Origin of the sequence: Streptomyces sp. MS191 (assembly GCF_008042125.1) — a bacterium.
Classification (GTDB): Bacteria; Actinomycetota; Actinomycetes; order Streptomycetales; family Streptomycetaceae; genus Streptomyces.
In genome coordinates, this window is the sequence record NZ_RDBI01000040.1 from 989,534 (window position 1) to 1,003,028 (window position 13,495).

General features: G+C 73.1%; 14 protein-coding genes. 4 read left to right on the forward strand and 10 right to left on the reverse strand.

The genetic code is table 11. The annotated features are described in order from the left end of the window. Nucleotides 1-93: 93 nt before the first annotated feature. The 3 genes from EAO71_RS11510 to EAO71_RS11520 are packed head-to-tail and all read right to left on the reverse strand — an operon-like array spanning nucleotide 94 to nucleotide 2,789. Nucleotides 94-798 (reverse strand): response regulator, encoded by a 705-nt coding sequence (locus EAO71_RS11510; RefSeq protein ID WP_147977637.1) that lies wholly within the window; start codon nucleotides 796-798, stop codon nucleotides 94-96. Further along, entirely contained in the window at nucleotides 799-2,007 is a 1,209-nt protein-coding gene (macS, locus tag EAO71_RS11515) for a MacS family sensor histidine kinase (RefSeq protein WP_147977638.1), read from the reverse strand. A 35-nt stretch (nucleotides 2,008-2,042) separates the two neighbouring features. Then, a complete protein-coding gene (locus EAO71_RS11520) occupies nucleotides 2,043-2,789 on the reverse strand; it encodes a lysophospholipid acyltransferase family protein (protein WP_187282639.1) in 747 nt (248 codons plus the stop codon). A gap of 176 nt (nucleotides 2,790-2,965) precedes the next feature. Here EAO71_RS11520 and EAO71_RS11525 point away from each other — a divergent pair, with 176 nt between their 5' ends. Further along, nucleotides 2,966-3,748, forward strand: coding sequence for an alpha/beta hydrolase (locus EAO71_RS11525; RefSeq protein WP_147977639.1), 783 nt, complete (start codon nucleotides 2,966-2,968; stop codon nucleotides 3,746-3,748). Continuing rightward, nucleotides 3,741-4,358, forward strand: coding sequence for a hypothetical protein (locus EAO71_RS11530; RefSeq protein WP_147977640.1), 618 nt, complete (start codon nucleotides 3,741-3,743; stop codon nucleotides 4,356-4,358). The genes EAO71_RS11525 and EAO71_RS11530 overlap by 8 nt, the downstream gene beginning before the upstream one ends. Nucleotides 4,359-4,449: 91 nt before the next feature. On the opposite strand, the gene EAO71_RS11535 is transcribed toward EAO71_RS11530, so the two are convergent. From EAO71_RS11535 to EAO71_RS11560, 6 genes are all read right to left on the reverse strand, one after another. Further along, the gene (locus EAO71_RS11535) at nucleotides 4,450-5,193 is read right to left on the reverse strand and encodes an endonuclease/exonuclease/phosphatase family protein (RefSeq protein ID WP_147977641.1); all 744 of its coding nucleotides are present in this window, start codon (nucleotides 5,191-5,193) and stop codon (nucleotides 4,450-4,452) included. Between the two features lie 166 nt (nucleotides 5,194-5,359). Further along, nucleotides 5,360-6,301, reverse strand: a complete 942-nt coding sequence (locus EAO71_RS11540) for an ROK family glucokinase (RefSeq protein ID WP_147977642.1) — start codon at nucleotides 6,299-6,301, stop codon at nucleotides 5,360-5,362. A 66-nt stretch (nucleotides 6,302-6,367) separates the two neighbouring features. Then, entirely contained in the window at nucleotides 6,368-6,814 is a 447-nt protein-coding gene (locus EAO71_RS11545; RefSeq protein WP_147977643.1) for a DUF5304 domain-containing protein, read from the reverse strand. Between the two features lie 42 nt (nucleotides 6,815-6,856). Further along, the gene (locus EAO71_RS11550) at nucleotides 6,857-8,005 is read right to left on the reverse strand and encodes an ArsA family ATPase (RefSeq protein ID WP_147977644.1); all 1,149 of its coding nucleotides are present in this window, start codon (nucleotides 8,003-8,005) and stop codon (nucleotides 6,857-6,859) included. Between the two features lie 126 nt (nucleotides 8,006-8,131). Beyond that, a complete protein-coding gene (locus EAO71_RS11555) occupies nucleotides 8,132-8,575 on the reverse strand; it encodes an SRPBCC family protein (RefSeq protein ID WP_147977645.1) in 444 nt (147 codons plus the stop codon). 98 nt (nucleotides 8,576-8,673) lie between these two features. Continuing rightward, entirely contained in the window at nucleotides 8,674-9,441 is a 768-nt protein-coding gene (locus tag EAO71_RS11560) for a metallophosphoesterase family protein (RefSeq protein WP_147979237.1), read from the reverse strand. Between the two features lie 267 nt (nucleotides 9,442-9,708). On the opposite strand from EAO71_RS11560, the gene EAO71_RS11565 reads away from it, so the two are divergent. Next, nucleotides 9,709-11,505: an AMP-dependent synthetase/ligase gene (locus EAO71_RS11565; RefSeq protein WP_147977646.1), complete on the forward strand. Its 1,797-nt coding sequence runs from the start codon at nucleotides 9,709-9,711 to the stop codon at nucleotides 11,503-11,505. A 105-nt stretch (nucleotides 11,506-11,610) separates the two neighbouring features. Continuing rightward, nucleotides 11,611-12,129, forward strand: a complete 519-nt coding sequence (locus tag EAO71_RS11570; protein WP_147977647.1) for a hypothetical protein — start codon at nucleotides 11,611-11,613, stop codon at nucleotides 12,127-12,129. Nucleotides 12,130-12,199: 70 nt separating this feature from the next. On the opposite strand, the gene EAO71_RS11575 is transcribed toward EAO71_RS11570, so the two are convergent. Next, nucleotides 12,200-13,342, reverse strand: coding sequence for a glycosyltransferase family 4 protein (locus EAO71_RS11575; RefSeq protein ID WP_147977648.1), 1,143 nt, complete (start codon nucleotides 13,340-13,342; stop codon nucleotides 12,200-12,202). Nucleotides 13,343-13,495: the final 153 nt, after the last annotated feature.

Consider the following 13,495-nt stretch of genomic DNA (forward strand, 5'->3'; position numbering starts at 1 on the left):
GCCGTGGCGGACGGGGTACGACCCTCTGATGGTGACGTGGGTCACTCCGACAGGGAAGGGAGAGTGAGCGACGCGCCGGCGCCGGGCCCGGTCTCAGGCGTCGTCGAGGCCGCGCTCGATGGCGTACCGGACCAGCTCCACGCGGTTGTGCAGCTGGAGCTTGCCCAGGGTGTTCTGGACGTGGTTCTGCACGGTGCGGTGCGAGATGACCAGGCGTTCGGCGATCTGCTTGTAGCTCAGCCCCTTGGCGACCAGGCGCAACACCTCGGTCTCGCGCTCGGTGAGCTGCGGGGCCTTCGGCTCGTCGGCGCCCGCGGCCGGCTCGGGCTCGGAGGCCAGGCGACGGTACTCGCCGAGGACCAGGCCCGCGAGGCCGGGGGTGAAGACGGGGTCGCCGACGGCGGTCCGGTGCACGGCGTCGATCAGCTCGGCGGTGCTGGCCGACTTGAGCAGGTAGCCGGTGGCACCGGACTTGACCGCCTCCAGCACGTCGGCGTGCTCGCCGCTGGCGGAGAGCACCAGGACCCGCAGCGTGGGGTCGGCGGCGACGAGCTCCTTGCACACCTGCACGCCGGGCTTGGCCGGCAGGTTCAGGTCGAGGACGAGGACGTCCGGGCCGACGGCCTTCGCGCGCCGCACGGCCTGCTCGCCGTCGCCGGCCGTGGCGACCACGTCCAGTCCGGCCTCGGCGAGGTCGCGGGCCACCGCGTCCCGCCACATCGGGTGGTCGTCGACGACCATCACCCTGACCGGGCCGCCGTGCGCCGGCCGGTCGGTCCGCGTCTGCTGCTCGCTCATCTATCCGTTCACCTTCCCCCGTGGGTCCCGCGGGACCTTCAGTTCCACTTCCGTGCCCTGGCCCGGTACCGAGATCAGCTCGGCCGTGCCTCCCAGATCCCGCAACCGTCCCCGGATGGACAGGGCGACGCCCATCCGGCCTTCGCCCTCGGCCTGCGCGAGCCGCCCCTCCGGGATGCCGGGGCCGTCGTCCCGGACCGTGACGACGACCTCGTCGGACCAGTCCTCGACCAGGATCCACGCCCGCGCGTCGCCGCCCGCGTGCACCCGGACGTTGTCCAGGGCGGCGAACACGGCGGCCGTCAGCTCGCGGGCGGCGGCCGGTGCCAGCAGGACCGGCACGCCCGGGTCGGAGAGTGTGACCCGGGCCCCGGCCCGCGGGGCGAGCAGGGCGCGCAGGTCGACCGGAGCGTCGTCGTCCGGCTCCTCGACGAAGCGGACCACCGCACCCTCGGACTCGTCCTCGGAGACCAGTGAGGCCCGGGTGAGCCCGCCGGCGACCAGGGTGCGCAGCGCGACCTCCTGCTCCCCGGCCATCCGGCCCAGCTCGGCGGCCTCGCCGCCCAGCGCCGTGCCCCGCCGCTGCACCATCGCCAGCACCTGGAGGACGCTGTCGTGGATGTCGCGGGCGAGCCGCTCCCGCTCGCGGGTGGCGGCCTCGATCTCCAGGGCGCGGGCCAGGGTGCGTTCGGAGGCGCGGGCGACCTCCACGACGTAGCCGATGGCGATGGACGCCACCCAGACCAGCAGGACGTTGTGGAGCGTGTCCCGGCTGGGGCTGCCGCGCTCGGCCAGGTTGGCGACGGCCACCAGGGAGGAGGCGAAGCCGGCCCAGCGCCAGCCGCCCTTGATCGCGTACGCGAGGACGGCTCCGGCCGTCCATATGGAGGGCAGTGTCGGGCCGTCGACCGACCGGGCCTGCTCGTCCGCGAGCGGGGTGAGCATGATCCCGACGAGGGCGATCGCGAGGTCGGCGACCAGGAAGCCCCTGGTGCAGCTGACCGCGTTCGCCACCTTCGGGAGGGTGGCCAGCGTCCACACGCACATCACGGCGAGGAACGCGACCGCCACCCACGGCCGTTCGAAGGCGTCACGGGAGAAGACGAAGATCAGTACCGCGTAGATCATCGTCAGGACGCGGTAGGCGGTCAGCGCGCGCCACAGCGGCTGCTCGACCGACATGCGCACGACACGCTCGCGCTTGGCCATCTCCCCCACCCACCCCGGGTCCGCCCCCGCAGGGGTTACGCGCCGGACTCTTCCCGCGCCGCGATCTCGGCCTTGACGGCCTCCTTCGCGGCCTTCTCGGCCTCCGCGATCTGCCGCTTGGCGGCGGTCGCGTAGATGTCGACGTACTCCTGGCCGGACAGCTTCATGATCTCGTACATGACCTCGTCGGTCACCGAGCGGAGGATGAAGCGGTCCCCCTCCATGCCCTGATAGCGGGTGAAGTCCAGCGGCTCGCCGATCCGGATCCCCGGGCGCATCAGCTTGGGGACGACCTTGCCGGGCGGCTGGATCTTCTCCGTGTCGATCATCGCGACCGGGATCACGGGCGCGCCGGTGGCCAGGGCCACGCGCGCGAGGCCGCCGGGCTTGCCGCGGTAGAGCCGCCCGTCGGGCGAGCGGGTGCCCTCGGGATAGATCCCGAAGAGCCCGCCCCCCTCGATGACCTCGATGCCGGCCTTGATGGCCGCCTCGCCCGCGCCGCGCGCGCCGGAACGGTCCACCGGAAGCTGGCCGACACCCTTGAAGAAGGCGGCGGTGAGCTTGCCCTTCACGCCCGGCGAGGTGAAGTACTCGGCCTTGGCGATGAAGGTGACCTTGCGGTCCAGGACGGCCGGCAGGAAGAACGAGTCGGAGAACGACAGGTGGTTGCTCGCGAGGATCGCCGGCCCCTCGGCGGGAATGTTCTCGAGGCCCTCCACCCAAGGCCTGAAGGCGAGCTTCAGGGACCCTCCGATGGAGAACTTCATTGCGCCGTAGATCAACTCGGGTACCTTCCGTGTGCTGTGGGAGAGACCTTATCCCGTACGGCCTCGGCCGGGCCGCGACGGGCTCGGCACCATCGTGCGAACGGCCCTGGTCGGTGTCGGTCCGGTCGCGTACGGTGAAGGTCCTTCCCCTTTTGTCGTCGCTTCGTCGAACCCACGAACAGGAGACCCCGGTGCCGGTCCTTCCTGGAGCTGAGCCGTACCGCCATGAGGGCGGGGAGGTAGGCGTCCTTCTCTGTCACGGATTCACCGGTTCCCCTCAGTCGCTGCGCCCTTGGGCCGAGTACCTGGCCGAGCGCGGGCTGACGGTGTCGCTGCCCCTGCTGCCCGGGCACGGCACCCGCTGGGAGGACATGCAGCTCACCACCTGGCACGACTGGTACGCGGAGGTGGACCGCGCCCTCCAGGAACTGCTCGCGCGGTGCGAGACGGTCTTCGTCTTCGGCCTCTCCATGGGCGGGGCGCTGACCCTGCGGCTCGCGGCCCGCCACGGCGACGCGATCCGCGGGATCGTCCTCGTCAACCCGGGCAACAAGGTGCACGGCCTGGCCGCGCACGCCCTGCCGGTGGCCCGCCACCTCGTCGCCTCCACCAAGGGCATCGCCAGCGACATCGCCAAGGAGGGAGCGACCGAGGTCGGCTACGACCGGGTCCCGCTCCACGCGGCGCACTCGCTGCGGCGCTTCTTCCAGGTCGTCGACGCGGAGCTGCCGCAGGTCACGCAGCCGCTGGTGCTGCTGCACAGCCCGCAGGACCACGTGGTCCCGCCGGCCGACTCGGCCCGCGTCCTGAGCCGGGTCTCCTCGACGGACGTGACCGAGATCCTGCTGGAACAGAGCTACCACGTGGCGACGTTGGACCATGACGCGGAGCGGATCTTCGAGGAGAGCTGGGCGTTCGTGGGCCGGCTCGCTCCGCTGGCGGCCGACGAGAAGGGGAGCACGAGCGGTGGCTGAACAGCAGGACGGCGAGCGCGAGCCGCAGCCCATCGACGAGGAGGCGGCCTGGGCCGCGATCGTCGCCGGGTACGGCGAGGAGCCGGCGGACCCGCCGGGGGCCCGGCCCTTCCGGTCGGTGGAGGACCTGGCGCTTCCGGAGGAGGACCAGGGCGGGGACGAGGACGACGAGGACCACCAGGGCCCGGCCGCCGACCCGGAGGAACCGGGGAAGCCGGAGAAGCCCGCCCTCGGCAGCTCGATCGTGTTCGCGCCCGGTGTGCGCGTAGGGACGGGTCCGCGGGACTACGCGGTGGCGGACCCGGACGACGAGACCGGTGACGACCGGACCCCCGACGGCCGCGACGGCGACGAGGGCCACTTCGTACCCCCGGAGCCGCCGCCGCTGCCCGAGGCCGACGCGACGACGAAGTTCGCGTGGCTGGGCGTGGTGGGCGGCCCGGTGCTGATGCTGCTCGCGGTGCTGCTCCAGTGGGACATGACCTGGTGGCTGACGACGGTCTGCGTCGGCGGCTTCCTGGGCGGCTTCGCGACGCTCGTGGCCCGGATGAGGCACGACGACGACGACGAGGACGGCTACGACGACCCGGGGCGCGGCGCGGTCGTGTAGCCGGGGACGCCGGCTCCCCCCGGCCGGCCGCGGCTCGCGCCGGCCGGCGTGTCACGCGCGCGTGCCGCCGGCCGTCCGGCGGCCCCGTCGGTCAGCCGGCCGGGATGCGGACCGCCGCCAGGACCGGGAGATGGTCCGTCGCCGCCCGCAGGTCCGCCTCGGGGAGGTCCGTCGGGACGCCGCACCCGAGGAACTCCACGCCCGGGGTGGCCAGGATCGCGTCGATGCGCTGGTGCGGGTCGCCGGACGGCGAGGTGTACTCGCCGCCCCACGGGCTGACCGCCCAGCCGTCCTGGAGTTCCTTGGCCAGGCGGGTGAAGCTCCGGCCGTCGGGGCGTTCGTTCAGGTCCCCGGCGACGAGGGTGTGCGGCACGCCGAGCGCGGCGACCCGGTCGAGCAGCATCCCGGCCTGGGCGTAGCGCTCGTCCTTCCGCAGGCTCAGATGGCAGCTGACCGCACCGACCCGGGCTCCGCCGAAGCGGACGACGGCGGTGGCGAAGCCGCGCCGGTGCAGTCCGGGCGTGAGCGGCAGCAGGACGTCCTCGGTGCGCTCCACGGTGGCCCGCAGCGAGCACATCAGCAACGGCCCCGCGGCCGTGGCGCCGCCGGTGAGCACGACCAGCTCGCTCTTCGCGGCGAGCCGGGCCGCGTGCTTGCGCCAGCGGAAGAACCGCGGCGCCTCCTGGACGAAGACCAGATCGGGCGCGCAGGCCCGGACGACCCGGGCGAGGGCGTCCTCGTCGTCCCGGAGGGACCGGACGTTGTAGCTGAGCACCCGGACGACGGCCGAACCGTCCTCCTCGGTGCGGGAGTTGGGCAGGTCACTGATCGCCATGGCCAGCAACATACGACAACGCCCGCCGCATCCGCGGGGGACGCGACGGGCGTACGGGGAGGGCGTCAGGGCGCCTCACCCGCCGTCCCCCGCAGGGGGGAGCGGCGGGAGCCGGCTCGGGGCCGGCAGGACTTTACGGCTCGTCCTAGGGCGTGTTGAACACGCCCTAGCCCTGGCGCGCCAGGTCGGCCGCGCCGACCAGGCCGGCCTTGTTGCCCAGCTTGGCGGCGAGCACCTGGGCGTGCGGACGCCACTGTCCGCCGATCAGCCAGCGCCGGAAGGACTTCCGGATCGGGTCGAGCACCAGGTCGCCCTCGTCGGAGACACCGCCGCCGACGATGAAGGCCGACGGGTCGAACAGCGACGCGAGGTCCGCGAGACCCGCGCCCGCCCAGCGGGCCAGCTCGCGGAAGGAGTCCACGGCCACCTTGTCGCCCTGGCGGGCGGCGGCGCTGACGTGCTTGCCCTGGATGCCCTCGGGCGTGCCGTCGCCGAGGCCGAGGAGGATCTCGGCGTTCTCCGGCGTCGCGTTGGCGCGCTGCCGGGCGTACCGGACGAGCGCGCGCCCCGAGGCGTACTGCTCCCAGCAGCCCTGGCTGCCGCAGCCGCACAGCAGGCCGTCCGGGACGACCCGGATGTGGCCGAATTCGGCGGCCACGCCGAAGCGTCCGCGCCGCAGCTTGTTGCCGATGATGATGCCGCCGCCGAGGCCCGTGCCGAGGGTGATGCAGATGACGTCCTCGTGCCCCTGCCCCGCGCCGAACCGGTACTCGCCCCAGGCCGCCGCGTTCGCGTCGTTCTCGACGACGACGGGGAGGCCCACCCGCTGCTCGACCTTGTCCTTCAGCGGCTCGTGCCGCCAGTCGATGTTCGGCGCGAAGAGGACGGTGGCGCGCTTGTCGTCGACGTAGCCCGCGGCACCGATGCCCACGGCCTCGATCCGGTGGCCCTTGCCGGCCTCGGAGACGGCCGCTGCGATCGCGTCGACGATGCCTTCGGGGGTCGGCGGGGTGGGCACCTTGTGCGTGTCGAGGATGTTGCCCTCCTCGTCGACCACGCCGGCCGCGATCTTCGTGCCGCCGATGTCGACGCCGATGGTGAGTCCCATGTGTCCCTCAGTTTTCGGTCGAGCCCCGCTATGCCCAACCGTACCCGAGGGGGCAGGTCGTCCCGGTCAGTCCAGGTCGATGTGCTGCCCGGTTCCGGGCCCCTCGTCGTCCTTGCGCGGCTCGTCCTCGCGGAGATCGTCGCCGCCGAGACCGTCCGTGCGCCGGTCGTCGTCCCGCGTCCAGCGGGTCTCGTGGCCCTCGACCGCCGACCGGTAGGCGGCGAGCAGCTCGTTGCCGGCCGCCGCGAGGTGGTCGAAGACCTGCGGGTTCCGCTCGATGACCGGCTCGACGGCCGCCTTCGCCTGGTTGACGAACTGCTGCACGGCTCCCTGGGCGGCCATGCCCGTCAGCGGGTTCCGCAGCGTGGAGACCTTGTCGGCGACGGCGTCGAAGAGCTTGCGGAACTCCTCGGCCGCGGAGCCGGGCTCCGCGCCGTTCCGCGCGCGACGGCGGGCCTTCTCGGCCTCCAGGTCCTCGGCGCAGGCCTTGGCCCAGGCGTCCGAATCGCTCATGGCGTACTCCTTAGGCTTCTACCGTCGACGGTACACGCCGTGTCACCGGGACTTCGGCCAGAGCCCGGGATCCGGGGTGAACCGGACGCGCAGGTCGCCCTCGACGAGGCCGGCTCCCGTGACGGTGCAGCGGCGCAGGGCGGCCGGCAGGGGCAGGCTGCGCCGGAACGCTCCGACGGCGAGCAGGAGTTCGTCGCCGCGGCGGACGAGCGAGACCTCGCCCTTGACGGCACCGGGCAGCGGCAGGTGCCAGACGAGGACCCCGTCCTGGTCGCGGCGGTCCTCGACGGTGTGCCCGGGGGCGTCGACGGTGTGCGCCTCGTGCCGGACGGCGCCGAGGAGGGCGAGGTCCTCGGGACCCCGGGGGTCCCGGCCGAGGTGCGGGAGCTCGTGGACGGACGGGTGGGCCTCGCGCAGGCGCGCCAGGTGTTCGTGCTGCTGCGCGGTCAGCCCGGCGAGCCAGGGGTCCGCGGACTCGGCGGGGAGCAGCCGGTTGGCGACGACGAGGTCGAGGGCGACGCCCTGGAGGGCGAGGCCGAGCCGGGCGGTGCGGAGGGCGTCGGTGGCGGCGGGGCCGGGTTCGACGACGAGCCGGACGGCGGTCCCAGGGGCGTCGACGACCGCCTGGACGGCGGCGAGCTCGGTCTCCCAGCGGGCGGTGGTCTCGTACAGCCACTGGGCGGGCATCGGGACGCCGGCGAGCTGGGCCAGCATCGGGCGCAGGGCGCGGGCGGCCTGCCGCTCGGGCGGCAGGAGGCGGCGCAGGTAGCGGCGCAGCTGTTCGGGCAGGGCCAGCACGGCGAGCGCCTCGGGCAGCGGGGGCATGTCGACGACGACGAGGTCGTGGTCCCCTTCGGCGGCGTCCCGCAGGGCGCGGAGCAGGGCGAACCGGTCGCTGCCGGGCAGCTCGGTGAGTTCGGCGTCCTCGAAGGGGGCCGCTCCGAGGAGGTCGAAGGCGGTGCCGAGCCGGGCCTGGAGGGCGAGGAACTCGCGGCGGAAGTCGGCGCCGGGGTCGGGGCGGTGGATCCGCAGGCCGGCGGGCAGGTCCCCGTCGCCGAGGACCGTGGCGGACGCGGCGTCCGCCGAGACCAGCAGCACGCGGCGGCCGGCCCACGCCTCGACGAGGGCGGTCGCCGCGGCGACGGTGGTTCGTCCGGCGCCGCCGGGGCCTGTGACAAGGATGATCCGCATGCGGCGACGGTACCGGGACGCGCGGCGGCGCCGGTCGGGCGCTACGTCCTGTCCGGGAGCGGCGTCGCCCGTCCGGAGCCGGGCGGGACCCTCCGGACGGGCGCTACGTCCTGTCCGGGAAAGCCCTCAGACGCCCGCTTCGACGCGCTTCTTCAGGCCGGCCAGCGCGCGGTCGATGATGACCTTCTCCGCCTTGCGCTTGATCATGCCGAGCATCGGGATCTTGACGTCGACCGTCAGCTGGTAGGTGACCTCGGTGCGGCCGCCGCCGGCCGCCGGGGCCAGCCGGTAGGAGCCGTCCAGGGCACGCAGCATCTGGGACTTGACCAGCGTCCAGCTGACCTCGTTGTCGCCGGTCCAGGTGTACGCCAGGGTGTGGTCGTCCTTGATGGCCCCGGCGTCCAGCAGCAGCCGGACCTTCTCGGCGCGGCCGGCCGCGTCGGTCTCCAGGACCTCGGCCTCCTTCACCTCGCCCGTCCACTCGGGGTAGCGGACGAAGTCGGCGATCACGCCCATGACGTCGGCCGGTGCCGCCTCGATGGTGATGCTCGAGCTGGTGTGTTCGGCCATCGCGGTGGTTCCTCCACTGTGCGGTCCGGCGGAAGTCGTAAGGGCACTGGCGTGCCGACCCGAAGGCTATCGCGCCCCCGGCACCCGCCCCGCACCGCTCACCACTCCAGCGCCCACGGCCTGCCCGTCGAGGCGAAGTGGCCGACGTTGACGCACTCGGTCGCGCCTATCCGCATCCGGCGCACCAGCGGCTGGTGGACGTGCCCGAAGAGCGCGTACCGGGGCCGGGTGCGGTGGATGGCGTCCAGCAGGGCGCGGCTGCCGCGCTCGAAGCGGCGCGCCACCGTGTCGTAGGTCAGTTCCGGCACGTCGGGCGGGATGTGGCTGCACAGCACGTCGACGTCCCCGAGGGCCTCGACCTTCGCCGCGTACTCCTCGTCGGAGATCTCGTACGGCGTCCGCATGGGGGTGCGCAGTCCGCCGCCCACGAAGCCGAAGACCAGTCCGCCGATCTCGGCCCGGCCGCCGTCGAGGACCGTGGTGCCGGGGCGTGCGTACTCGGGCCACAGGCCGGGCACGTCGACGTTGCCGTAGGTCGCGTAGGTGGGGGTCGGGAAGGCCGCGAAGAGTTCCTCGTACTGGCGGCGCACCGCGGACTCGATCGCGGTGTCGCGGTCGACGTCCAGCTCGGACCAGAGCCGCCGCCCCAGGTCACGGGCCTCGTCGAAACGGCGCGCGGTGCGCAGGGCGACGATCAGGTCGGCGTTCTCGACCCCGAACAGGTCGGGGAAGATCCCCCGGCTGTGGTCGGCGTAGTCGAGGAAGAGCACCAGGTCACCCAGGCAGATCAGGGCGTCCGCCCCCTCTCCCGCCCTGGCGAGGGCGCCGGCGTTACCGTGCACGTCACTGACCACATGGACTCTCATGCCTGGCATGGAATTCACCTTAGGGCGTCGGACCTGCGGTTACTTCCAAGTCGTCGAAGACGTGGACTACTGTGCGCGAAGCACCGCCACACGTATGTGACGCACCGAACATCTGGCCAGGACCCCCTATCGGGAACCGAGTACTGGTGGGTAACGTCCGAGCAGTCCAGTCGTGCTCACCCCCACTGAGCACCCCTGCCCGATCTTGGACCGCACCGGTGCATCACACAGAGCCGTGGCGCCGGCGCCCGATGAGGAGCAGCAGTCTTGCGCGAGTTCAGCCTTCCGGCCCTGTACGAGGTCCCCACGGACGGCAACCTGACGGATCTCATCCGCCGCAACGCCTCTCAGCACCCAGATGTCGCCGTGATGGGGCGCAAGGTGGCCGGCGTCTGGACGGACGTCACCGCCAAGCAGTTCCTCGCCGAGGTCCGCGGGGCTGCCAAGGGGCTGATCGCCGCCGGCGTGGAGCCGGGCGACCGGGTGGCCCTGCTGTCCCGGACCCGATACGAGTGGGTCCTCCTCGACTTCGCCATCTGGAGCGCCGGCGCGGTCACCGTGCCGGTGTACGAGACCAGCTCGCCCGAGCAGATCCAGTGGATCCTCGGCGACTCGGCGGCCTCCCTCGCCCTCGTCGAGTCCGCGGCGCACGCGGAGTCGGTCGAGTCCGTACGGGCGTCTCTGCCGGCGCTCAAGGGTGTCCGGCAGATCGAGGACGACGCCGTCGCCCGGCTGACCGCCGCGGGCGCCGAGGTCACCGACGAGCTGCTCGACGAGCGGATGTCGGCGGCGAACGCGGACGACATCGCGACGATCGTCTACACCTCCGGCACCACCGGCCGCCCCAAGGGCTGTGTGCTGACGCACCGGGCGTTCTTCGCCGAGTGCGGCAACGTGGTGGAGCGCCTGAAGCCGCTCTTCCGCACCGGCGAGTGTTCCGTCCTGCTCTTCCTGCCCGCCGCCCACGTCTTCGGACGTCTGGTCGAGGTCGCCTCCGTCATGGCGCCGATCAAGCTGGGCTGCGTGCCGGACATCAAGAACCTCACCGACGAGCTGGCCGCCTTCCGGCCGACGCTGGTCCTCGGTGTGCCGCGCGTCTTCGAGAAGGTCTACAACTCGGCGCGCGCCAAGGCCCAGGCCGACGGCAAGGGCAAGATCTTCGACAAGGCCGCGCACACGGCGATCGCGTACAGCCGCGCGCTCGGCACGCCGCAGGGCCCGTCCTTCGGTCTCAGGGTCAAGCACAAGGTCTTCGACAAGCTGGTCTTCTCCAAGCTGCGGGCCGTCCTCGGCGGCCGCGGCGAGTACGCGATCTCGGGCGGCGCGCCGCTCGGCGAGCGGCTCGGGCACTTCTTCCGCGGCATCGGCTTCACGGTGCTGGAGGGCTACGGCCTCACGGAGTCGTGCGCCGCCACCGCCTTCAACCCGTGGGACCGGCAGAAGATCGGCACGGTCGGCCAGCCGCTGCCGGGCTCGGTGGTGCGGATCGCCGACGACGGCGAGGTCCTGCTGCACGGAGAGCACATCTTCAGCGGCTACTGGCAGAACGAGGCGGCGACCGCCGAGGCGCTGGCCGACGGCTGGTTCCACACCGGCGACATCGGCACGCTGGACGAGGACGGCTACCTCGCGATCACCGGCCGCAAGAAGGAGATCCTGGTGACGGCGGGCGGCAAGAACGTCGCCCCGGCCGTCATCGAGGACCGGATCCGGGCGCACGCGCTGGTCGCGGAGTGCATGGTGGTGGGCGACGGACGCCCGTTCGTGGGCGCGCTGGTGACCCTGGACGAGGAGTTCCTGACCCGCTGGGCCGTCGAGCACGGCAAGCCGGCGGACTCCACGGCGGCCTCCCTCCGCGACGACGCCGACCTCCTCGCGGAGGTCCAGCGCGCGATCGACGACGGCAACGCGGCGGTGTCGAAGGCGGAGTCGGTGCGGAAGTTCAGGGTCCTGAACTCCCAGTTCACCGAGGAGGCCGGCCACATCACGCCGTCGCTGAAGCTCAAGCGCAACGTGGTGGCGAAGGACTTCGCGGACGAGATCGAAGCGATCTACCACGCCTGACGTACGCTCGGCACGCCCCCGGCAGCACCGCGACGCGGACCCGCCGGGGGCGTTCGCGCGCGCCGGGACACGCCGGCCCGATGAAACAAGAGGAGCAGGGGATTCATGCGGCTCAAGCGCACCGCGGTAGTGGGGGCGGCACTCGTCGCGCTGGTCAGTGTCACGGGCTGTGCCGGGGCCTGGGGCGAGGACGCCGGACTGCCGAAGGCCGGTGACATGGCGGGGCTCGAGAAGCTCGTCGGGCGGCACGCCCTCTGCAGCGACCTGCGGGCCGGCAGCGACAGCGGCGCCATGAGCCGGGAGTCCGGCGACCCGGCGTGGGGCATCGAGGCGCGTGCGGTGTGCGGGAACGACAGCAGGGTCACGCTCACCCTGCTGTCCGTCGCGGACATGGAGAAGTTCCAGCAGGCGAACCGCAAGGCCGCGGCCGAGGGGGCGGGGGGCCGCTTCCTGCTCGGCCAGGACTTCGCGCTCGTGGCGGACGACCGGACGTCCGCCGAGGAACTGAAGAAGTCCGGCGTCCTGCTCTTCACCTGCGAGAAGGACTTCGCGATACCCCAGGGCTACCGCCACGAGGAACTCCTCGTGGACGGCTGCGCGCTGACCGACTACCTGCCCGCCTGACGTCCGCGGCCGGGGCCCGCGCCGCGCGGTGGCCCGGGCGGCCGCGCGAGCGGTCCACCCGGGCCACCGGTCAGAGCAGTTCCCTCAGGCGCTCGGCGAGCAGGTCCCAGCGCCAGCGGTCCTCGACCCACCGGCGGCCCCGCTCGCCCATCCGCCGGCGCAGCTCCGGGTCGAGGAGCAGCGTCGCGATGCGGTCCGCCGACTCCTCGGGGATCCCGCCGCGCACGACCCAGCCGGTCTCGCCGTCCAGGACGGCGTCGGGCGCCCCGCCGGAGTCGCCGGCGACGACGGGCAGCCCGGTGGCCGAGGCCTCCAGGTAGACGATGCCGAGGCCCTCGACGTCGAGGCCGCCGCGGCGCGTGCGGCAGGGCATCGCGAAGACGTCCCCGGCACCGTAGTGCGCGGGCAGCTCCTCCCACGGCACGGCGCCGGTGAAGCGCACGGAGCCGGCCACCCCGGTCTCCCGGGCGAGCCGCCGCAGGTCGTCCTCGTACGGACCCCCGCCGACGATCAGCAGCACCGCGTCCGGCACGCGCCGCAGGATGTCGGGCATGGCCCGGATCAGCGTGTCCTGCCCCTTGCGCGGGACCAGCCGCGAGACGCAGACGACCACGGGCCGGTCGCTGAGCCCGAGCCGCTCCCGTACCGCCTCGCCGCCCGAGCCCGGGTGGAACGTCTTCTCGTCCACCCCCGGCGGGAGCTGCACCATCCGGCCGGCCGCGGCCGGGGTCAGGGCCGTCGCGATCCGGGAGCGGGTGTACTCGCCGAGGTAGGTGATCGTGTCCGTGCCCTCGCCGATCCGCCGCAGGAGCTGCCGGGCCGCGGGCAGCTGCGCCCAGCCCGCCTCGTGCCCGTGCGTGGTCGCCACCAGCCGGCGCGCGCCCGCCCGGCGCAGCGCCGGGGCCATCAGCCCGAGCGGAGCCGCCGCCCCGAACCAGACCGAGGTGCAGCCGTGCTCGCGCAGCAGCCCGGCCGCCCGCGCGGTGACGCGGGGTGTGGGCAGCAGCATGGTGGTGCGGTCGCGTACGACCGTGAAAGGCTGCTCGGCGTCGAACGCGGCGGTCGCCTCGATGCCCTCGCGGCTGCGCTTCCAGGTGGAGGCGTAGACCACGGTCCGCTCGGGATCCAGGCGCAGCGCCATGTTGTGCAGGAACGCCTGGATTCCACCGGGGCGGGGCGGGAAGTCGTTGGTTACGATCAGGGTCTTGTGCATCGTGGCCGAATGTACAGGGGCCGCACTCGCCGCCCGGCACCACCACCTCCGCGCGAGCGGACCGACAGGACAAGGACGAGGTAGGGATGACGGGCGTACTGGGCGGGGCGCGCACGGGCACGGGCACGACTCCGAACCCGGGTTCGGACACGG